This is a genomic window from Gimesia aquarii (genome assembly GCF_007748195.1).
GTDB classification, from domain to species: Bacteria; Planctomycetota; Planctomycetia; order Planctomycetales; family Planctomycetaceae; genus Gimesia; species Gimesia aquarii.
The window spans coordinates 4,253,314-4,277,014 of record NZ_CP037920.1; the positions used below are offsets into that span (position 1 = coordinate 4,253,314).

The following is a 23,701-nucleotide window of genomic DNA, read 5'->3' on the forward strand; positions in this document are numbered from 1 at the left end:
AGCACATCATGCCACGGCATACGATCAAATTCGTAGTTTTCATTGCCTTAGTTCCATTTATATTGGCAGGTTGCCTGAAATTAGAATCGCCTTCTCCTCCTGCAAAATCAAACGCAGAACCACAGGCTGGCGAAGTTCCTATTTCTCAGAAATCAGAAAAAACGACTGAACCTGCCAGTGATGAGATCCCTGAAACAGGACTCACAGCTGAAGAAATTGAAGCGGGCTGGATTGCACTATTTGATGGACACAGTTTATTTGGCTGGAAAGCGAATAATGATGTTAACTGGCGAGTTGAAAAAGGGATCATTAAGGCAGATACAGGAAAACCAGGATTATTACTGACAACCACGCCTTTCGCCGACTATGAATTGAGATTCGATTTTCGATTAACCCCCGAAACAAATAGCGGTGTCTTCCTTAGAACGATATTTGATCCTAAAGATCCTGGCAAAGATTGCTACGAACTCAATCTTTGTGATCAATTAACAGAATATCCTACCGGTAGTCTGGTCGGACGTAGTAAGATTAAGAAGCCAGTACTTCCTAGTGTGGAATGGCAATCTTTTGTCGTACGTTTGGAAGGTCCAAAAATTCAAGCTTCACTTAATGGGAAAGAAATTCTTAATTTTAAAGATACTTCAGAGCAGCAGCGTAAGATCGGTTTCATCGGTCTACAAAAAAATGAAGGCCCCATTGAGTTTCGAAATATCTATTTAAAGCCACTTCGCATGTCAACAATCTTTAATGGTGTCGATCTCGCAGGCTGGCGTGTTGTTCCGGGATCGAAAAGTAAGTTTGAAGTCGTCGATAGTACCATTCACGTTACTGCCGAAAAACAAGGATATTTAGAAACAGAGGAAACCTGGGATAACTTTCTCTTTCAAGCAACCGCCAAGTCAAATGGTACATCGTTGAATAGTGGCTACTTTTTTCGAGCAATCAAAGGCTCTGAAAGTGGCATGGCAAATGGATACGAGGTTCAGATCCATAATGGAATTAAAGATAAAGACCGAACCAAACCAGAAAATGCTGGGACGGGAGCAATTTTTAGAAGAACAGAGGCCCGGCGCGTTGTCTCAAATGATCATGAGTGGTTTACCACAACTCTTGCCGCTTATGGCTCTCATATCGCCGTTTGGGTAGATGGATATCAAGTAACGGATTGGGAAGATACGAGAAAGCCAGACGAAAATCCCCGAAAGGGACTTCGCTTAAAAGCGGGACATATCAGCCTGCAAGGCCATGATCCTACCACAGACTTAAACTTTAAAAATCTTAAAGTCAGTTCACTGCCTGCGGAGTCGTCTTAATCTTCAATACGCGCGTGATTGCCTGAAACAGTGACTGCTCAGGTCCTACTTTACATACAACCATTTTAATACCGTGTTGATTGGCAGCCATAACGGTCTCAGGATGGGCCAGCCCCATTACGCCTATCATTTTGGGTAGGGAGTCTTGCACAATCAACTCATCCATGACTAATTCCCATGGATCTAAATCAATAATCAACAATTCCACATTGTCATTCTGATCCTCTTTCGCAATTTTTCCTCCCCAGGAAACGATTAACTCCTCCAACATCGCTTTATAGTAACAGTCACCCGAATTCAATTTGATCAATGGAGAAACTCCATCGATATCTAATCTGAACTGTTCAAAAAAAGTCTCCGATTGAAAAACTTCATCACGTCCTGCTGTTAGAGGTAGTACGATTGCCTTTCCATGGACAATATCCCACTCTTGCCGAATCCGTACGTGAGCGCTGCGCGCGGGAACACGAACACTGAGAGGCCATTCTGTTCTAGTTCTTCCATCTGATTCACACCAGACTCCATAACAACAAATAAAACGACTGATTGGAAAACGGCTGATGAGCCCTCCCAATTCATCCGAATCGAACTCATCTGGCCAGTTTTGACAGATAATGATTAATGCAGGAGCTTCTAATTCCTCAGAGATGGTGTTTATCTTCTTACTATGAAAAAGTCGTGCTTCAGAACAAATTTCATTAAGAGAATCTAAAACAGCCCTCATTTCGAGAGTCTGATAGTCACCAACGATCAGCACACTCTCCTGTTCAGAATAATTCATGAGTCAAAACTTCTTGTTTAATTCACTAGAGAGAGGATAATTGCAGCTTACCTTATACCCCAGATTACCAGTTTTAGAAAAGATCTCTCTGTTATTTTCACGTTGCTAGCCACAGATAGATCGCTCTTGCGAAATTTACTATTTTTTGTCATAAATAGGCCCGATTTCACCTTAATAATGTGTAATCAGATCGACGACAGAAAATAATGAATTGCCTGTCATTGCTTCTTTAGAATTTTTATGTGAAAAAGGACTCATTCACATTGTTGGAACCTCCTTCCAAAGAGTTAATACAGCGATTAACAAAGCTAAAGCTCTGCACGCCCACTGATTTGAAGCGTTGTCGACGTAGAGTAAAAAAACTAGCAAGAGGTATTCCTGCTTTTGATTCTGTCTGGATTGATGCACTTGTCCAGGCACAGAAAATCACTCCTTTCCAGGCACGCACTTTAGAGTCTGGGAATCCGGAACAACTGGCAATTGGGCCTTATCTGCTCATCTCTGAATTAGGTCATAGCCACAAATCCAGTACTTATATTGCTAATGTTCCAGAGAGTACAGAGCGCTGCGTCTTAAAAATCACCAGACCACAGTCAGATAATCTTGATCTCCTCCAACAAAATGCTCAGAAATTATTACAAAGCTTGAAAGGCTTAGATCATCCTTCTCTGGTATATCCTCGCATCATAAAACAGCTCCAAGACAAAATTGTCATTGTGAGCCGATATGTCCCATCCGCAACTGTATCTGAACTACTCATTCGAAGAGGGCGGTTTCCTGTACCTGTCGTGCTCGCGATCGGAGCCCAGCTACTGGATGCTTTAGTATCATTAGAAAAACGAAAAGTTGTTCACAGTGACATTCGCCCTTGGAATGTGCGATTGAGCTCAAATGGAATTGCCACCTTAGTTGATACAGGTATTGAATCAATTCTTTCTCCTGAACTCACTATCCATGCCTCATTACCCCCTCGTTGTTACGATGGTATCGCCCCTGAATTAATTGGCACCGGCCACTTCCCGAATTACCAAAGTGATATTTATGCGCTTGGATGTCTGCTCTGGGAACTATTGGCTGGCCGCCCCCCATTTACCACCGGTGATCCACTAGCGAAACTTGCCTGTCATCAAACGAAAACGATACCAGATATTCGCTCCTGGGCTCCCGAGACTCCAGATTCACTAGCTGAAGCCTTACTGAAATTGACTGCTTCCAACCCAGAACAACGACCTTCGAGCATACAGGAAGCACAAAAAAACTGGCCTACTCAATCAACAGCGAGTCATAAAATATTAACGAGTTTTCACTCTTCATTTGATGCTCAAGCGGTCCCATCATCAGCGAATTCCAAACTACATAAAACAGCACCTCTGTCAATCGTAGCTGCTTTAATTTTCGTGCTCTCAGGACTGTCATTGACACTTTTGAATGAAGGGGCACGTAACCAGTTCCTCAAAATCACTTCACACGTTTCGCTCAAGAAACAAGACACGATTGAACCTCAAAAATCAATGGCTACAAAGAATCAAAATCAGCTAACAAGATCTGTAGCTTCCCAACTCCGATTGATCCCTCCTCCTAACGAACAGGGAATCATTCTACTTGATTCTTCCACTCCCTATGAACCGACAAAAATTACAACTGTAGGATCTCTGATAATTAGAGGCCCCGCAAAAAAACCTGCCATCATAAACATCAGTGAAGAAGCATTGACTATTGTTGCAGAACAATTGATGCTGGAAAATGTAATTCTCATTGATCTATCAGAAAATTCCTCTTCAAAAAAGCAAGTGACAAAAGATGCCCCTCATCCTTCACTTTTAAACGTCACAGTTCAAAGCCTGACTCTGAAATCTTGTTTTTTTACACAATTGAATCATGAACAGATAAAAGGTCGCAAAATTGAACGTGATGCCCTTTATTGGAAGCTCATAGATCCTCAGCAACAAAATGGAAGTCAGTTGGAAATTCAAAATTCTATGTTTGCTGTTCCGGGACATGCCATTCATTTGACACAGACACCACAAAACCTTTCTCTGATAAATTGTCTGAATATCACGTCGAGATCAACTTTTTACTTGGAACACCCACCAGAAATCGATCATCAGCTCAATTTAAACTTACGACAGCTTACTCTGAGAGATACCGGGCCACTCATTCTCTTTAATTGGAATGATGCCAAGATCATTCCGGGAGCAATACAGATAGAAGCTAAAGATTGTGTCTTTGATTTAGCACAGGCTGCATTATTTCAGGTAGTCGGATTTAAGCCACCTGAAAACTGGCTTTCTTCAATAAGCTTAATTGGGGAAGGTTCTGTTGCTTCCTCAGAAATTCGGATTGCGGGCTGGAAGAAAGCAAAAGATCTGGCTTTAGAGGAATTTGATGCTTCAAAAATGCAAATTGATGGGCTCTCTACAGGGAAATTTCAATATCTTGCCCCTCTCAGCCTTAACCCTGAAAACTCGATGATTACCGAAGCACAAGTCCCACGGAAATCTGCATTGCCTCCAGGTATTCAGGTGGAAAAGTTTCCAGATTTCATTTCTCCATTACAAACTCTTAAAAACTAAGAGTCTGTCTGAAATATCTCTGAGTGAACTCCTTGAAGGGAGCAGGGGGGATTGGTAATATTTGTTCCAACCCTGAGTAAACGACACGATCGGAGTGCGTCAATTTTATTTGTCTACGGCCCGATTTGGAAACGCACACACTCAAACCTGATGTGACTATGAATATCGATCATGAGTACCGAACAGACATTTCAAACGGCTGGACCCGTAAGCATATTTTAGGATTGCAGGACCTTTCTAAAGACGAACTCAATATTATCCTTAATCAGGCATCAGAGTTTAAACGTTTAGCCGCGATTGGTGAAACCAAACTCACTCCCTTATCAGGTACTGTTGTAGCTAACTTATTCTTTGAACCCTCAACGAGAACTCGGGTGAGTTTTGGGCTCGCGGCTAAACGACTGAGCGCAGATACTGTCGACTTTTCCTCTTCAGGAAGCAGTCTGTCTAAAGGGGAAAGCTTCGTCGACACTGCCAAAACAATCGAAGCAATGGGCGTCTCTTATGTTGTCGTCAGACATAAAACCCCCGGTGCCCCGCAACTGCTGGCTCAACACCTCGATGCAAATATTCTAAATGCAGGAGATGGTACTCACGAACATCCGACTCAAGCATTGCTTGATATTTTCACAATTCGGGAGCATTTCGGCAAAATTGAAGGACTTACAGTGACTCTGGTCGGCGATATTCTTCACAGTAGAGTCGCACGTTCAAACATTTGGGGACTTAAAAAACTAGGCGCGCATGTCATTGTTTGCGGACCAACAACTCTCATTCCCAGTGACATCTCTAATCTGGGTGTTGAAGTTTCAAATAATCTTGATGATGTCATCAGTAGAACTGACTGCCTGAATTTACTAAGGATCCAGTTTGAGCGACAGCGAGGACATTATTTCCCATCCATACGTGAATATGCACATCTATTCGGCATGAATAAACAAAGAATCAACAAAGCAAAAGAGGATGTCCTCATCCTGGCACCAGGCCCTATTAACCGAGGTGTTGAAATCACTCCTGATGTAGCCGATGGCCCCCATTCAGTCATTTTGGGACAAGTCAGTAATGGCTTAATCATCCGCATGGCTTGTCTTTATCTTCTTCATTTACAGCGGACTGCTTCCATGGGAATACCAGGATGAAATCAATTCTCATCAAAAATGGCCATATCATCGATCCATCGCAAAAGCTTGATCAACAGGGAAATTTGCTGATTGAAGACGGCAAAATCAAAGGTCTTTGTGATGAAACAACAACTGCCGATGAAGTCATCGATGCTTCTGGTCTTATTGTAAGTCCAGGTTTCATTGATATTCATGTTTCATTGTGTGAACCTGGTTTTGAAGAAGATGAGACAATCGAAAGCGGCACTGCAGCCGCTTTAGTTGGAGGCGTCACTTCACTGGGTTGTATGCCCAATACCTCTCCCGTTGTGGATGATCGTTCTTCTGCCGAATTCATTCTCCTTCAAGCTGCCCGCGCTGCCAATTGTCATGTCTTTCCCCTGGGTGCTGTCACCAAAAATCACGAAGGGAAAGAACTCGCCGAAATCGGTCAACTTGTAGCCGGCAAAGCGGTTGGATTCACAGATGCAGATAGACCAATTGAAAATGCAGAGATCATGCGATGTGCTTTGCAATATACACGCATGTTTGATCGCCCGATTCTCAATCGTGCCCAGGTCCCTGAATTGGCCGAGAAAGGACAAATGCATGAAGGGTTCCATTCAACTGTGCTGGGATTGAAAGGAATTCCCGCGGCTGCAGAAGAAATTATGGTGAATCGCGATATTGCCCTCGCTGAACTGACTCGCGGGCGTATTCATCTGATGTGCATTTCCACAGAAAACAGCGTGTCACAAATTCGACGAGCCAAACAAAAAGGTATTCATGTAACCTCAGATGTAACCCCTCATCATTTGGCCCTAACAGATCAGATGCTGGAGACATATGACCCCAATTATAAAGTTCTGCCTCCACTTCGTTCACAGGAACACATTGATGCCCTGATTGAAGGATTAAAAGATGGTACCATCGATGCCATCTGTTCAGACCACACTCCCCATGCTTCTGAGAAAAAGACCGATGAAATTATAGGAGCAGACTTTGGAATCATCGGCTTGGAAACCTTACTTCCAGTTTGTTTACAGAGTCTCATTACACCGGGACATTTAACGTGGTCAGAATTGATCAGTAAATTGACTTGCGGCCCAGCAAAAATCTTAGGACTCTCAAAGGGTACACTCGCAGAGAGCGCTGATGCGGATATCACGTTGATCAACCCTAATATCAAATATCAGTTAGACGCTGCAAGACTCAGATCATCCAGTCAGAATTCCCCATTTCTGGGGAAAGAGCTACAAGGCAGGGCAGAAATGGTCCTTGTTGCCGGTGAAATCCGGTACTGTGCTGAAAAATAATAATCTTCGCCACACAAAATGATCGAAGTTGACGTTCCTCTCTATATGTCCGACAATATAAATAGATTAATCTAAACCATTCTGACAGCTCTCTTTACTTTCTTTGGCCTAAATAAGTCAGCATTTAACTATTTATTAAAAGATTCCATTTTTGCGTCGAGTGAGAGATACAATAGTGAAAGATGCAATACACAAATTTGCTTATGATTTGAATTGATAAAGCTTGAACTAAAACCAGATAATAAAGGATCCCATACCTTTTTTCATGACGGGACGAAAAAATTGACTATGCCAAACAGATCATTGAATTATTATATTCAACTCAAAAACAGTAGTGCCCCCATCATATTGTTATCAATCACAATCTTGTTACTAAATGGCTGTGGATCTGAAACATATGAGCAAAGACTAAAGGAAACAGCCAAGTATTTTGAATATGTTGACATGCGGAATCAGGCATTATCTGGAAACTGGTCTTCGCCAACGGTTAAAATGAGGACACCAATTGAGTTCATTCAGCTTGAAGCACCTATGAACGCACCTGCGACTGCTTCTGAAGAAACTACTCCAGAAGAAAGTCAACCAGACCCAATAGAAATTGTCGACACCAGACAACCGGATTATATTGATCTTGAATTACCTGGTCTGGAAGGTGCGTGGCATGTCGAAGTTCCTGTTGATTTGGATAGTGAAAGTGTTGACAGTCCCGCCTATCTTTATGTTCTTAGCAATCATTATCTGATAAGTGAAAAGCTCATGGATGAAGCATCTAACTTTCACAATGATGTATTAGGGGCAGTCGCCGGTACATTTAACCAATTCATAAATCCAGAGGAATTTACCTCTGAACGATTTCCTCAAGGAAAGGGTTATACCGAAGCCAAAAGCTTTCTAGTGAGTACGTTCGAACCAGAAACACAAATTGAAGGCGTCGATTACCAGATTCGGATTTATTTGGCCGAATCTGGAAAAAATCAAGTTGTGATCCTGCTTGTCATACCTAAAAATATATCGCGTGGATCAAAATTGAATGAGCATATGGACTACAGCCTTGAAACCGTCGATATCACATCACTTCAAAACCGAAGGGGTGGACAGAATTCATCATCAGGGCGGTCTAGTTTTTAACCTGAGTCACGAATTTCGCTCACTGTAACCGGAATAAAGTATATTTCTGATCTGAAGATTGAATTAACTGGATAGATGTCATTAATTCACCCTGGTTTATTATTTGGAATCGCTCTCGCAATCATCCCGGTCATTTTGCATTTCCTGCTTCGCTCTAAACCTAAGAAAATCATTTTTCCTGCTTTAGCTTTACTCCAACGCCGTAAAATCCAAAACTCGCGTAGACTGAAATTACGGCACTTGTGGTTATTGTTACTAAGAATACTGATCATTATCGCAATTGTGATTGCACTGGCCAGACCTTCACTTCCACCTGCCAACTATAGTTTTTCAACATACGAATTGGTGATGCTGATAACCATCATCGTTATCGCACTACTGTCATATGCTGGCCTAATCCGATATTTTCAACAACACTCTGTCTCTCAACAAACTATGAATACTCATCGGACTTATTTGCGAGGTGGAGTCGGATTAGCGACCTTTTTGTTGTTGTTATTATTTGTTTTATGGCCATATCAGCGTCGAATTTTTGCAGAAATATCAGAGCCGTTACCTGCTGTTTCAGAGAACATTCCTGTCACAGCCATCTTTCTGTTTGATACCAGTCTCAGTATGGATTACCGACAGGAAAATCAATCTCGCCTGGATCAAGCAAAAGAAATTGCTGGCCAACACCTAAGCAATTTGCCAGCACAAAGTAGAGTTTCAGTGCTAAGCAGCAGCAGCGAAGATATCTCACCCTACCAATCAGACTTATCAGCAGTTCAATCCAGAATCAAAGCCCTCAAAACATCTGCCTATTCATTATTCCTGGACAATCGTTTGCGCACAGCAATCAACCGCCAGGAAGATGATTTAAAACGTAGCCAAAATGAGCAGACAGGGTCACAAACAGAATCGTCTGGGTCAAGTCAATATGTACGAGAAATTTATCTATATACAGATCTAGCACGATCTGCTTGGAGCAGTCAGCCTTCTCAATTAATGAAACAGCAACTGGAAAAACTGAAGTGGCTGGGTATTTATATCATTGATGTCGGTGTCACCAACCCACAGAACATTGGCATTTCACAAATTCGGCTCTCCCGCGAGTCAATTACACTCGGAAATTCTGTAACTTTAAAAACAGAAATTGTTTCTTCCGGAATCACCTCAGAGAATACGATCCTCGAATTATTCACTCAAAATGAAAAAGGACAATTGATCAAACGCGATCAACGACCACTCTCAACAATCTCTTCTTCTGCAGAGAATAGAGAAAATGCTAATAACCCTGGCTTAAATCGAGGATCTCAACTGGAAATGAGCCTTTCGAACATTGATCAGCCAGTGACTCAGGGGGAATTACGCATCACATCGTCAGACCCATATCTGCCAGATGACGTTCGTTTTTTTACGATCGTAGCAGAACCACCACCTCATATTTTGATTGTCAGTCCAGATCAAAACTCTGCACGTTTATGGAGTGACGTACTGGCACCTGAAAAACTCGTTGCTTTGAAAAAAAATCGATACCTCTGCAAAGTTGCTTCTCTTAATGAAGTCGAATCTATTCCACTTGAGGATTTTGCAGCTGTCTATTTAATCAATGTATCGAGTTTATCAGCAACAAGCTGGCAACAGTTGACAAAATATGCTCAAAAAGGAGGTGGCGTTTGCTTTATCTTAGGAAGTGACGGAAATTCGCCAGAGTCTATGATCGTCTCCTTCAATTCAGAAGCAGCTCAGAAATTACTTCCCATGGAATTACTGGGATCTCTGAAATTCATTCCACCTGAATTTTTAGATCTGGAAAACAATCAACATTCACTATTCTCTTATTTCCAAAATCTGGGTGGGACGGGAGAACTTGCTTCCATGGAAGTCTCTCGGTTCTGGCGTGTCAATCCGACTAAGCGAGGACAGGTAATTGCACACTATACTGACTCCCGACATTCCCCAGCACTTGTTGAACAGTCTCTGGGAAGAGGAAAAGTAGTCGTATTAACAACCGGCATTGACGCAAAAGGCTGGAGTCAGTTTTTGTTTGCACGCTGGTCTTATCTGGCTTTCGCCGATCAACTGACCCGATATCTGTTACACACAAGATCCAATCGCACAAACTACCTTGCCGGTGAAGTAGCCAGTTATCAATGGCCTGTATCTGCGAATCCCCCGGTTTCATTTTTACTAAGAACTCCCGATTTAAAGCAACTTCCAATTACAGTCGAACAAGGAAAGTCATCAGTGTTAATTCCTAACACAACGGCTGTGGGTCATTATCAACTTATTAACAACTCCAATAATCAAACTCGTCTAGCAACCGGATTCAGTGTCAATGTGTCTGCCAGAGAAAGTAATTTTCAACCGATCTCCGTTGAAGAACTCAACCAGTTTTTGGGAGTCGAACGTTATAGCCTCTCACGTGATATGGAAGGGCTTAAACGAACCATTCGTAGTGAACGTCTAGGTGTGGAAATTTTTCCTATGTTGGCGGCGTTACTTCTGATCATTTTCTGTCTGGAACATTTTACTGCAAACTATTTTTATGCTATTGACCAATCTACAGAAGCTTCTTCCTGAAATATAAAAAGTATAATTTCTATAAATTTATCATTCACTTCAAAAATGCTATGAAACCAATCTTTGAACCAATCTGGTCCTGGCCGACGATGATTCTGATCATCATCGCGTTGATCTTACTGGTTCTCCAAACATATCCCAAACGAGTCAAACACTTATCTCCCGTACTTCGTCGATCATTGATAGCGATGCGGTTACTTACAGTATTGATGCTCGTATTTATGTTGTTGCGTCCCGCAATCGAGTTGACAGATAAATCAAAAAAACAGTCATGGCTTTATATCCTGGCAGATGCCAGCCGTAGCATGCAGACTGCCGATGGTCCAGGCAGCACAACACGACGAAACGAATTAGTAAAAACTCTGAATTCTGTAAATAAACTATTTGAAAACATGGACCCCAATATTGGCATCAAGAGATTTAACTTTTCCAAAGAGCTTATGCCAGTTGAAGAATTTACTGAAGAGTCTAACGGAGAACAAACCGCCATTGGTTATTCACTGGAAACCATTGCGACTCAGTTACAACAGGAACATCTTGTCGGACTCCTGTTGCTTTCAGATGGAGCAGAGCGGGCACTCCCTCCATACGACATTGATGTGAGATCGCGAGCCAGTTTTTTTGGTGATTCAGGGATTCCGATTTATACAATTGGCTTTGGATCATCAAGCCTGCAAGATACGACATTGGATTTGGTTTTGGAAAGTCTGGTTATCGATCCACTCGTTTTCGAAAAAAAAACTACACCAATCAGCGTGAAAGTTCGTAGTCTGGGCGCTGCCAATCGTGATCTGACAGTTCGGCTTTTGGTGGAAGATCGCACTGGCAAGAAAATTGGTGAAGCTGGCAAAATGATACCTGCTCCCGCCTACAGCAATTCCCGTGTCGCAACACAAATTCACCCTACCCAGAATAATGAACTCAGTACAGTTGAACTTTTTTGGACGCCTGAAATTCCAGGAGAATATAAAATTGCTGTTGAAGTCGTCCCTTTGGAAGGAGAAATCAAGCAAACAAATAACCGCCTGGAAACCATTGTTACCGTTCAAAAGGGCGGCATACAAGTTGTCTACTTTGATTCACTCCGCCCGGAACAAAAATTCATTCGCTCCTTAAACGACCCCAAAATTCAACTCGATTATATTCCTCTCGGAAGCGGCTTTTCTGATAATCAAAAAAAATTGCGTTCAGAGCTAGTAGATTTGTCAAAGTACGATGTCTTTATCATCGGAGATGTTCCAGCCGATCTGTTAGGGGCTGATGTCATCAAACAGATTGCTGACCGACTCGATAAAGGAGCGGGGCTGCTGACAACCGGTGGTTACCATAGTTTCGGACCAGGTGGTTATGCGAATACACCGTTAGACAATTTTATTCCTGTGGAAATGCGCCCCAGTGAAAAGCAAGCTGGCAACGATATTGCAAAAGATCTACATTATTTCCAGGATCTAAAAATGGTACCGACAGCTCTTGGGCTCAGACGTTATGTGATGCAACTGGATAGTTCTGATGCCAATAATCAGCAAAAATGGAATTCATTGGCTCCATTGAAAGGAGCCAATCGACTAAGGAAAAAGCATGATCTGGTTGAAGTTCTGGCACAATCGGCAGGAAACGAAGCGGTACCACTTCTATTTGCTTATGAAGTCGGACAGACGCGAATCATGGCTTTTGCCGGCGATACTACATTTCAATGGTTTCTCTCAGGCAATCGGACTGAGCATGAACGATTCTGGCGTCAGATGATACTTTGGTTAGCACATAAAGAAAATGATTCTGGTCAGACCGTTTGGGCACGTGTCTCTCCCAGAAACTTCTCACCGGGAGCCAACGTCCCCATCCAATTTGGAGCGCGAGATACCGAAGGGAATCCCATTTCTGATGTCAACTTCACAGTTCAAGTGAAGAATCCCTCAGACAAATTCAGCAAAGTAGAATCAACTAGTACGGGAGACTCGACAGTTACCACTTTTTCTCTCACTGAAGAGCCAGGCGACTATTGGGTCACGGTGCATGCAGAAAAAAATGGGGTCTCACTCGGATTTGATGCGACAACACGATTCATCGTTGATCCACGTGATCTCGAAATGGATAATCCAGCAGCCGATTATTCATTATTGGAAACAATCTCTTCGCTTTCCGGAGGGAGTTCGCTTCCCCCCGAAGAACTGGCAAGTTTCTTGACCCGAATGAATAAAGAGAAATCATGGAATAACAGTCTGGTAAGATACAGGCGGATATCACTTTGGGACAATTGGTTCTTCTTGGCTTTATTTGTGGTACTTCTTACCACAGAGTGGTTTTTAAGAAAAAATAAAGGTTTGGTTTAAGCTATTTTTGTAGATTTGTCTATAAATCACCCCGAAAAATCAGGAAAAGCGATTCCAGATAAAAAAACAGGAACATTAATTCCATTGCCCGCGTCGATCATCCTATAATAGTTATGGGAGAACACAAAGCAGTATTTACAAATCAGCAGGCTTTCCATGTCAACGGCATCCAAATCACCTCAATCGACGGAACATCGTACAGAGCACTATGCAAAGTTCGATGAGTATGTGGATTACCAGATTTCAAAAACCAGTTCCAATATCAAAGCCAATGACCTGCTCACAACTGCTGTTGGAATTTCCACAATCCTACTGGGCTATTTGCTGGTGTTTGTTGTATTCGACCATTGGTTTATTAAAGGAGGGTTTGGATATCTCCCTCGATTATTAATGCTTTCAGGTGTTGTACTGGCCTGTCTCGGCTGGGCAGTTTGGAAACTCGTCCTTCCGTATTTCAAAAAAGTCACCCAGCTCTATTCTGCACATTCTCTGGAACAGACTTCTGATGAAATGGAAGGCTCACTGCTGAGTTTGGTTGATCTAAAAAAATCGGAACGCCCTGTTAATCCAGCAATTATCAATTCTTTAGAGAAAAAAGCGGCACTGACACTTTCCAAAACTGATACTGACCAAGCTATCGACCGTCGTCCCTTAATGAGACTCTCTTATGCTCTCTTAGGCGTTGTAACACTATTATGCTTCTACGCCTTGTTTTCACCCAAAGAAATCTGGCCCTCACTTTCAGCGGCAATGTCGTTTTCTACTCAACGAGAATTTGCCACTCAAACTCAAATCAATTCTGTAACGCCAGGTAATACAGAGGTCCTCTCTGGTAGCCAGTTAGAAGTAATTGTTGATCTACGTGGCGAAGTTCCTGAAAAGGTGACGCTCTTCTACACATCAAACGATCAAGGCAGTGTCGATGAGCCGGTTACATTGCGTTCGATGGATGATACCTTAAAACGTTATCAAGGAGTAATTGTTGGTGTAAACGGGCGAGGTATCAGACAGGAATTAACCTATCACATCGAAGCTGGTGATGCCGTTTCTGAAGATTTTCAGGTAAAAGTCATTCAGCCTCCTTCTGCTACCGTTCATTCTGTTCGCTATGAATATCCTAAATACATGGAGCTTTCCTCAGTTGAACAACCGGGAGGCGCCATTGATGCCTGGGAAGGCACAAAAGTTACAGTTGATGCAACAACGAATATGCCAATCAGTTCCTTTGAAGTTCTTTTCTCAGATGAAGAAAACTCGAAGTCTCTACTGGAAGAATTCAAAATAGAAAAAACAATCAAGGACAATAGAATTACGGCGTCCTGGAAACTAAAATTACGTGCTGACGGTAGCTTTCCTAACTTTTACCAGATTAAATGTCGCAATGAGGCAGGCCAAACCACGCTTTCACCTACTGTTTATCCACTGGTAATACGTCCTGATTTACCCCCCGAAATCTCGTTGCTATCTCCAAAACGGGATTTAAAGATGCCAGCAAACGGCACGATTCCAATCTCAGTCATCGCCGAGGATCCCGATTTTAAAATCAGGTATCTCAATCTACGTGTAGATAAGGAACAAATTCGTGTACTCGATAAAACATTATTTGAAGGAGCCGAAAAGCGCGTCGACCTGGCTCATGACTTTGCGTTAAAACCTTTGAGACTTACTCCTGGAAAAACAGTCTTTTTATGGGTTGAAGCCCGCGATAATAAACAACCTTCAGGCAATCGTAAAAATACGCCGAAAATAAAAGTTGAAATCCTGGAACCTGTTTCAAAAGAAGAAGCGCAAAAGCAGCTGCAGGAACAAAAACAAGAGGCATCTCAAGAAAATAAAAAACAGAGTCCGAATCAAAAAAATCAAACGGAAAAGGGAAAAGGTGGAGACCCTCAATCGGGCAAAGGTTCTTCCTCTAAGATGAAGTCAGGGCAATCCGAAGGAAGCAAATCGAAAAAGGGCACTGAAGAAGGAAACAAATCCAAACAAGGAACTGACCAGGACAACCAAGATAAAAAAGAAAAGCAACAGTCAGATTCTGAAAATCCACAAAAATCAAATGAGCCATCAACAAAACAAAACAATCAAAAATCGGAAGATAAAAAAGGATTAGACAGTACTGGTAAAGACGATCAGGAAGCGATCAAAAAGATTCTGGAACAATTGAAGAAAGAAGGAAAACAACCTGATTCAGATTCAAAACCAGAACAACCTGATTCAGAAAAAAAAGATTCAAAGAATCCATCTTCTGACCCAAATACACAGGATCAAAATTCGTCAAAACAAACTCAAACACCAAATCAATCGCCTTCAAAGTCTTCTGATCACTCTAAAGGAACGCCCGACGCCAAAGGTTCCGAAAATAAGAACTCCAGTGCACAACCTTCATCAAAAGGTAATGAGCCTGATAATGACCCCAAAACTAAACCGAATCAAAAGCAATCTGACCAGCCTCTGAAAGGGAAAAAAGAACCGGCTCCCCCCTCTGACAATGCAATGAAAAGTAAATCGGATGGCAACACGAAAGGGAAAGCCACTCCGAACCATGACCCCGATGCCAAACCGGAAAAAAGCAGCAACGATATTCAACGTGACCCGAAAGAGAAGCCTGCTCTTCGTCCTGGTAAAAAAGATAATCCTGATTCCCCAAAAAACAAACGGGATTCGCAGACTCCCAAAGATAATACATCACCAGGAAAAGCGTCTCCCTCTTCTGAAAATAAACCTCAGAAGGGAATGAGGAAGCCTGAGAATTCGAATCAAAATCCATCTCCTTCCAAGGAGCAAAAACAATCGAACGGGACTGATAATAAGAAAAAACAAGATCAAGTCGATGGTGCTAATACCCCACCCAAAGGCAAGAACAAACCCACGGAACAAAAATCAAAACGTCCTCAGGACGGAGAAAATGGAAATAGCTCTCAAAATGATCAGGGACAAAAAGGGAGCAAACAACCAGGTAAAGGCGACTCTACAGGACAAAAGGGGAATCAAGAACAAGGAGCTCAAAAAAATTCATCTGATTCTAAACAGTCAATGAACAATCAAAAAAATTCTCAAGGAAAGGGCTCATCCCAGAAAAACAATAAATCAGGTTCTGGTAAGAAAGGCGCAGACTCGAAAGGCAAGGGAGGGGCATCACAGGGAAAAGGCCAATCGAAGCCAGGTGCAAAACCAGGGCAAGGATCCAGTGTAGGTTCTAAAACAGATAATCCTCAAGGTAGCAGTGCCACCAGTGGAGGACAAGCATCTGGCGATGGCAATGAAAAAACAGGGTCAGGTAACGATTCCAGTCTCCCTGAGGCTGAAGATGCCAATTTGGAGTATGGTAAAGAAGCAGCCAACTTAGTCTTAAAACGTATTAAAGATGAACTAAAGCGGAAAGAAGTCAACCAGGAATTACTAGACGAATTAGGTTGGTCGAAAGAAGAAATGAAGCGTTTTTCTGAACGCTTACAAAAACAACTTCAAAGTCCGGACACAAAACAACAGACTCCAGAATCTCTCGCTCGAAAACGCCAATTTGAAGAGATGTTAAAATCACTGAAACCAGCATCACGTGCCGCACAGCGAAATCGCACAAGTACTCGAAAGCAAACCAACGATAGTCTTGGCCCCCGCAGACTACCAGTGCCTGAGGAATACCGCGAAGCGTACGAAGCATTTACACGAGGGCTGTCCGAAAAACAATCGTCTGGTAAGTAACGTTAGCATTAAGACAAGAGCAGCTCGAGATCATCACTCGACAGATTCTTAAGTACACTCTGATTTTCTTCGAGTATCGCATCTGCCAATTCACGTTTCTGTTGCTGCAATTCCGTAATTTTTTCTTCAACCGTATTACGGCAAATCAGCTTATAAGCAAAGACACGTTTCGTTTGCCCCACACGATGTGCACGGTCTATGGCCTGTGTTTCTACAGCTGGGTTCCACCAGGGGTCTAGAATGAAAACATAATCCGCGGCAGTCAAATTCAATCCAAGGCCACCCGCCTTCAGACTGATCAGAAATATGCCACATTCTTTATCAGTCTGGAATCGCTCAACTCGTTCTTTACGATCACGGGTTTGACCGTCTAAATACTCATAAACGATCTCTTTCTGATCTAAATGTTCCTGCACAATGGAAAGCATGCTGGTAAATTGAGAAAACACAAGGGCCTTATGTCCCTCTTCAATCAATTCTTCCAGATGTGGTATTAAAACATCCATTTTTGCTGAAGCATCCATGGCTTCACCACGTTCAAGCAGGGCTGGGTGACAAGCCGCTTGTCTCAAACGCAATAATGCTTCGAGAACGTGTATTTTGGTCTTGCCAAGCCCCTTTGATTCGACCATCCCTAAAATTGAGTCACGATAGTGTTGTCTCAACTCGTCATAAAGTCGAGATTGCTCTTCGCCCATATCACAATACAGGGTTTGTTCAACCTTCTCAGGTAGTTCGTTGGCAACTTGTTCCTTCGTCCGCCGTAATATGAAGGGGCGTAATGCATTCCCCAACATGACTCGCGAATTCTTGTCCTCAATATCACTCGTGTAGGTTTTGAAGACGGAACTACGTCCTAACATCCCCGGATTGAGAAACTCAAAGATCGACCAAAGATCACCTAAATGATTTTCAACAGGAGTACCACTTAATGCAAGCCTATGTTTTGCTTTCAGCAGGCGCGATGCTTTCGCGACTTGTGATCCTGAGTTTTTAATCATTTGAGCTTCATCAAGGACAGCATAATCAAATTGAATATCCTTGATGAGTGTTACATCTCGACGCATCGTACCATAAGTCGTTAATACTAAATCATAATCAGGTAATTGCTCGATGATTTTACTACGATCACCGCCCGAATATTCAATGACTTTAAGAGAAGGTGTAAATTTACCCGCTTCCTGTAGCCAGTTGAACATCAGAGATTTTGGTACAACAGCCAAAGATGGTAAATGTTCTTCGCGAGTCTCTTTACGTCTCAGCAGCAATGCAAGTAATTGAACCGTTTTCCCCAGGCCCATATCATCAGCCAAGCAGCCACCAAAATGAAAATCCTGTAAAAACTGTAACCATCCTAAACCTTCAAGTTGATATTTTCTTAAATCACCTTTAAATCCATCAGGCTCGTCTTCGATCAAAATTCCTGAAAATGAGCGAATCTTTTCCCGGAACTCATCGAAAACTTCATCTGTTTCTACAAACTCTTGTGCATTCAGAAGGGCATCCAGTAAAGCGACCTGATTAGGTGCAAAACGGAGGTGATCTTCATCGGTAACAGCGAGTCCAGCCAGAATTCCATATTGCTCAATCCACTCTTCAGGAAGAATTCCAAGTGATCCATCATCAAGTCGAATAGAAGTATCGCCGCGGGCCAATGCAGAAAGTAATTCAGGAAAGAGAACGGTCTGGCCTTCAAAATCAATGTCAGCATGTAATTCAAACCAATCTATTCCAGACTGTACTTTGAATTGCATGGCTGAGGGTTGATGAACCTGCTTACCATCAGCACGAACCGCCCAACCTTCTTTAATTAATTCACGAACCGCATTCCCCAAGTCCCGCGCCGCAATTTCGACATCACGGCCTTGAATACGACGATCCAAGAGCCTGCGAAAACCACTGTCTTGCAATAAAGTCCAGGCCTTCGATTCCAATTCTCGATTACGTAGTATGCATCGTTTTTCTTCCCTATCAACGATGGCCCATTGTGTACTGGCTCCTGAAACCAAATGTTCCAGATAATTAAAGTGAATTTCGCCATAAAGGCGGTCCTGTTGCCAACGTTTTTTTTGCGGAGAATGAATTAATAACTCTGGTAATGGTTCACAGGTAATCTCTTCAAGATGTAATTCTTCAGGTAACTGCAACCGAGGTAAAACGGGCATATCTAATAAGCGATCTACCAGTTCCTGCTGTTCTCCATCCTCCACTTCAATAGTCTCGTTTAACTGGATCATTTTGATCCATGGAAACGCATCGTAATCTTCCAACGGAGTAATTCGATCGTGTGTTAATACCAAACCACCTGGAACAATCAATCTTGCTGCAGAAATCTTTAAAATTTCCTCTTCACGTTTTAAGTGGCCTTGCAGCCTCCAGGTTGACTCTTTTCGGTTCCGTTCGACCCCCATACAAAATTCCCAGGAATTTTCTGCGTCCCAGATCAGAGAATCAACATCATCAGGCTGACGGTCCAGATATCGAACGTGACCAGTTCCACACATGAGAGGTAAAATCAATTCACATAATTCATAGGGAACCCGATATCGAAATGCTGCAATCTGGGTTTCTGTTTGCTGAGCCCGCCAATTTGTCCTTTCGGGGGTTCCTCCAGATAGGTAAGCAAGAATCCGACGGTCGTCTTCATGTTCGACTTCCTGCAACTGACCAGCCTTCAGCTTGAGTGGCTTCAGCTTACCCCATTGACCATTTGCACGCCGCTGTCGCTGTGAAGTTTGGACTACAAGTTGCCCTGACTCCAGACTTTCTTCCACATCAATCTCATAAAAGATTTCGCGTTCCTGTTGAGTTGTTTTCGAAAGTACGGGTGCCAGCGCAAATTCGTTTTTGAGATCGACGAGGCGGGTTTCCCATTCGCGCAGCCGGGGCTTAGCAGAAACTGCTGTTGATTGACTGTCGCCTGATTTGGTCTTTCTGGAACGAGGGCTCCCCAATTCAAACTCAGCAGGCATGGAGAAATCGAAATCTTCGTCTCCCTCATCAAATGAGAGTGGAGCATTTTCGATAATGAAAGGAGGTATGTATCCAGGTTTGACAGTACCTGTCAAATATCCCGCATCATCCACAGCAAGAATCGATGCCCAAAGATGTTTGCAGACATTAAACTTTTGAAACTGGTCGCAAGTACAATACGTTTTCAAATTACCATCGTCACGTGATAATTGCGTCTGATATTCGACACCATCACGAACAACAGCAAATATATGATCGGCAGTAATTCGAGTTAACTCAACTCGTTCTGCTTCGATATATGCTGCTCCTCGAAAACGTATATCTGCGCGAAATTGATTTTCCAGCAGTTCTGCTAACGTCATGGACGGCCTCCTGCCTGATCCCAAAACGCAACTCGCATAATGGAAACACTCCCATTTATTTGCATAAGTCAGTCCTGAGTATATTCTGGACCAACGAATTTATCGGTCTGAACACAATGATTTTGATCTCTCGACTTCAACAAAAAAGCCAAAATGGCTCAGTTTAGAAATGAGAGCGTAAGCTCTCAAATCATATCTACAGCGCATCCTACGAGGTTACTAGATCGACGCTACTTTTGACCAGTCTATCTGGTAAGTTTTCTTATGAATTTTTGACTTCCATCAAAAAAGTGATGTGAACATTCTATTTCAATCAAGAGTCTCGCAAGTTCATTCCCATGAGACTGGTTTAACCACAGTCAGTGTGATATTACGACTTTCCTGGAACGAGGGGGAGCACGATTCACTTTTTACAAAAAATATTTATATAATAGTTTTCGTTGTCCCACCAGAATATGAAGAACAAATGACCTTAAATAGACTCGTCTGAAAGTAATTTTCTTAATGAAAAACGTCCATAATACTCTTACACAACAGGAAGTGATTCAATGGTTCGAGTCCCATATTCCTGTTGAAGATTATAGAAATAAAAGCATTCTGCTTATTGTTCCCGATGCGACCCGAACCGCGCCGTTGCCTCTTTTGTTTTCTACCTTCCATCGAATTCTCAGCCCGGTTGCAAAACAGATCGACGTTTTGGTTGCACTCGGTACTCACCCTCCGATGCCAGAGGAAGACATTTGCCAGTTATTGGGAATTTCTGAAAACGAGCGGGAATCAAAATACAAGAATGTAGGGCTTTTCAATCATGAGTGGGACCAACCTGATAAACTCACCCAGATCGGAACGCTCACAAAAGAACAAACGTCTGCTATTTCTGAGGGACTTCTGGAAATGGATGTCCCTGTCACCATTAATTCTCGTATTAAGGATTATGATATCCTACAAATTATGGGGCCAGTATTCCCTCATGAAGTAGTCGGATTCTCTGGGGGAAGCAAATATTTCTTCCCGGGCATTTCCGGTCCCGATCTGCTGAATTTCTTCCATTGGTTGGGAGCCTTGATCACGAATGTGGGAATTATTGGAGTCAAGCAGACTCCTGTTCGACAGGTCGTAAACCTCTCTGCTGCAATGATTCCAAATGACAAGCGTTGTATTACATTTGTAGTAGCACCGGATAGCTCCCTTTATGGTCTGTTTTATGGTACCCCTGAATCTGCCTGGGAATCTGCTGCAGATTTATCTGGTCAGATTCATATCAAACGCAAGCCCCAGCCTTTCAAACAAGTTCTTTCCTGTGCGCCACTGATGTATGATGAATTATGGGTTGCCGGAAAGTGTATGTACAAGTTGGAACCCGTTGTTGCAGATCAAGGAGAATTGATTATATACGCTCCTCATATGAAAGAGATCTCAATTACACATGGGACATTGATCGAAAAAGTTGGTTATCATGTTCGTGACTACTTTACGAAACAATGGAATCAGTTTAAGGATATTCCCTGGGGGATATTAGCTCATTCCACTCACGTGAGAGGAACTGGATCATTTGAGGGCGGTATAGAACACCCTCGAGTACAAGTTACATTGGCATCACAAATTCCACCCGAAATTTGCGAAAAAATTAACCTTGGTTACCGAGATCCGAAAAGTATTGATGTGGAATCGTTTGCAAACCGTGAAAAAGAAGGTATTCTGCTGGTTCGAAAAGCAGGGGAGCACCTTTATCGCCTGGAGAACGAGTAGGGAATTTCTAGACCTTCAGCTTACGTTCATTGGTTTCCAACTGATGATCAGCCTCATATTTAAAAAATTAATACGAAAACAATATCATGAATACACACTCTGAAAGCTTTGAATTAAAAGCACGACTCGAATTAGCTTTATCCGCCTCTGAAAAAGCCAGAAGCTTAATTCTCAAATACTATCAATCTCCCGATCTCAGAGTAGACCGCAAAAGCGATGATTCACCTGTCACAATCGCTGATCGCGGTGCAGAGGAATTACTAAGGGAAGAAATCACTCGAGCTTTCCCAGAAGACAGCATTTTGGGAGAAGAACTCCCTCCAGTAGAAGGCACGAACGAGTTCAAATGGATTCTTGACCCCATTGACGGCACAAAACCATTCACTCAGGGTGTCCCTCTATTTGGAACGCTCATGGGCTTAGAGGAAAACGGGAAACTCGTTCTCGGCGTGTGTCGTTTCCCTGCACTCGATGAAGTTGTGTATGCAATTAAAGGATCTGGGGCGTGGTGGAAAATTAGAGACTTAGAACCACGACAGGCAAAAGTTTCTGAAAAATCGCAACTCTCTGAATCTGTGTTTTGCACAACAACCATGACCCGTTGGAAAAAAATCGGTAAACAAAATGCATATGAGGATCTTTGCCGAAATTCTTACTTGGCTCGTGGGTGGGGAGACTGTTATGGTCATATGCTGGTCGCGACCGGGAGAGCTGAGGTCATGGTCGACCCTGTTTTAAGCCCATGGGATGCTGCTGCTTTGGTTCCGATTCTAGAAGAAGCGGGGGGACACTGGATCGACTTTGATGGAAATCCTTCCATCTACACAGGGAATGGAATGGCTGTGAATGCTGCTTTAAAAAACGAAGTTTTGCGGATCATTTCGCAATAAGCTAGCATTTTTGGTCTATTAACACCTGAAATTGAAGTTCCATTGATCCGATTTAGCATTCTTTGCTACCATCCTCTTCATAAAGATCTTGCTTCACAGAAACCAGAATTGTACCGCAGCTTCAGGGAAGATAAGTATGGCCGGTTACAAGGAACATATCAGTGTTAGTGGAATGCTAGGCATTGGATATGGAACAATCGCCTCTCTACTATTAGGCTTCACACCCGCTCAGGGAATATTAGCAGGCGTCCTCACCTGGATTGGCGGGATGCTACCAGATCTGGATTCTGAAACAGGACGACCTGTAAGAGAACTTTTTGGTTTGACTGCAGCCATTGCCTCATTTGTGGCAATGCGCAGTATGGTTCGAATCGGAGCCGACCCTGATGCTGCTCTGTTGGCAGCAGCGATTACTTATGCGGCGGTACGATATGGTGCTTCTGCCTTAATGGCGAAATTTGCCGTTCATCGAGGAATGTTTCATAGTCTTCCCGCTCTAATTATTGCAGGCGAAGCAGTTTTCCTGGCATACACTAGTGAATCTTATGCAGTAAAATTTTTAATGGCCGGGGGTGTCTGCCTGGGCTTCTTTTCTCATCTTGTGCTGGACGAAGTCTATAGTGTTGAGCGCAAGGGGGCGAAAATCCGTCTGAAAAAATCTGCAGGAACCGCGATAAAATGGTTTGGAAAAGGACTCTTTGGGAATGCTGTCGCTTATGCGATTCTATTTACTCTCACATATATTACCTTAGTTGAATCAGGTATACTCATCCCGCCACAACAAGTCGCGCCTACAGAAAACTCAAAACCTATCCAACAAGCATCCCCCTTTGAGTTCATGCGTCGATAACGAATTTTCTTGTAATTGAGTGAAGACAATAGCGACTCAGAATTCGACTCTCTATAATCAATACATTGA

Annotated in this window: 13 protein-coding genes; 11 read left to right on the forward strand and 2 right to left on the reverse strand. The window is 42.8% G+C overall.

Annotated elements, in window-relative coordinates; genetic code table 11:
- Positions 1-8: 8 nt before the first annotated feature.
- Complete coding sequence (locus tag V144x_RS16400) at positions 9-1,313, forward strand: 3-keto-disaccharide hydrolase (RefSeq protein ID WP_144986201.1); 1,305 nt, start codon at positions 9-11, stop codon at positions 1,311-1,313.
- Here the strand turns inward: V144x_RS16400 and V144x_RS16405 are convergent.
- The gene (locus V144x_RS16405) at positions 1,285-2,094 is read right to left on the reverse strand and encodes a hypothetical protein (RefSeq protein ID WP_144986202.1); all 810 of its coding nucleotides are present in this window, start codon (positions 2,092-2,094) and stop codon (positions 1,285-1,287) included. The genes V144x_RS16400 and V144x_RS16405 overlap by 29 nt on opposite strands.
- A 242-nt stretch (positions 2,095-2,336) precedes the next feature.
- On the opposite strand from V144x_RS16405, the gene V144x_RS16410 reads away from it, so the two are divergent.
- From V144x_RS16410 to V144x_RS16440, 7 genes are all read left to right on the forward strand, one after another.
- On the forward strand, positions 2,337-4,667 hold the full coding sequence (locus V144x_RS16410; RefSeq protein WP_144986203.1) for a serine/threonine protein kinase: 2,331 nt from the start codon (positions 2,337-2,339) through the stop codon (positions 4,665-4,667).
- 158 nt (positions 4,668-4,825) lie between these two features.
- Positions 4,826-5,806, forward strand: a complete 981-nt coding sequence (locus tag V144x_RS16415) for an aspartate carbamoyltransferase catalytic subunit (protein ID WP_144986204.1) — start codon at positions 4,826-4,828, stop codon at positions 5,804-5,806.
- Positions 5,803-7,083, forward strand: coding sequence for a dihydroorotase (locus V144x_RS16420; protein ID WP_144986205.1), 1,281 nt, complete (start codon positions 5,803-5,805; stop codon positions 7,081-7,083). Before V144x_RS16415 ends, V144x_RS16420 begins: the two co-directional genes overlap by 4 nt.
- Positions 7,084-7,371: 288 nt before the next feature.
- The gene (locus V144x_RS16425; RefSeq protein WP_144986206.1) at positions 7,372-8,211 is read left to right on the forward strand and encodes a hypothetical protein; all 840 of its coding nucleotides are present in this window, start codon (positions 7,372-7,374) and stop codon (positions 8,209-8,211) included.
- A 75-nt stretch (positions 8,212-8,286) separates the two neighbouring features.
- Positions 8,287-10,776, forward strand: coding sequence for a BatA domain-containing protein (locus V144x_RS16430; protein ID WP_144986207.1), 2,490 nt, complete (start codon positions 8,287-8,289; stop codon positions 10,774-10,776).
- A 50-nt stretch (positions 10,777-10,826) separates the two neighbouring features.
- A complete protein-coding gene (locus V144x_RS16435; protein WP_144986208.1) occupies positions 10,827-13,106 on the forward strand; it encodes a hypothetical protein in 2,280 nt (759 codons plus the stop codon).
- Between the two features lie 156 nt (positions 13,107-13,262).
- Positions 13,263-16,808 (forward strand): hypothetical protein, encoded by a 3,546-nt coding sequence (locus V144x_RS16440; protein WP_144986209.1) that lies wholly within the window; start codon positions 13,263-13,265, stop codon positions 16,806-16,808.
- A gap of 8 nt (positions 16,809-16,816) precedes the next feature.
- Here the strand turns inward: V144x_RS16440 and V144x_RS16445 are convergent, their stop codons facing one another.
- Entirely contained in the window at positions 16,817-20,143 is a 3,327-nt protein-coding gene (locus V144x_RS16445; protein WP_144986210.1) for a DEAD/DEAH box helicase, read from the reverse strand.
- A gap of 504 nt (positions 20,144-20,647) precedes the next feature.
- On the opposite strand from V144x_RS16445, the gene V144x_RS16450 reads away from it, so the two are divergent.
- From V144x_RS16450 to V144x_RS16460, 3 genes are all read left to right on the forward strand, one after another.
- Entirely contained in the window at positions 20,648-21,892 is a 1,245-nt protein-coding gene (locus V144x_RS16450) for a lactate racemase domain-containing protein (RefSeq protein WP_144986211.1), read from the forward strand.
- Positions 21,893-21,978: 86 nt separating this feature from the next.
- Positions 21,979-22,782, forward strand: a complete 804-nt coding sequence (locus V144x_RS16455; protein WP_144986212.1) for an inositol monophosphatase family protein — start codon at positions 21,979-21,981, stop codon at positions 22,780-22,782.
- Positions 22,783-22,918: 136 nt separating this feature from the next.
- A complete protein-coding gene (locus V144x_RS16460) occupies positions 22,919-23,632 on the forward strand; it encodes a metal-dependent hydrolase (RefSeq protein WP_144986213.1) in 714 nt (237 codons plus the stop codon).
- Positions 23,633-23,701: the final 69 nt, after the last annotated feature.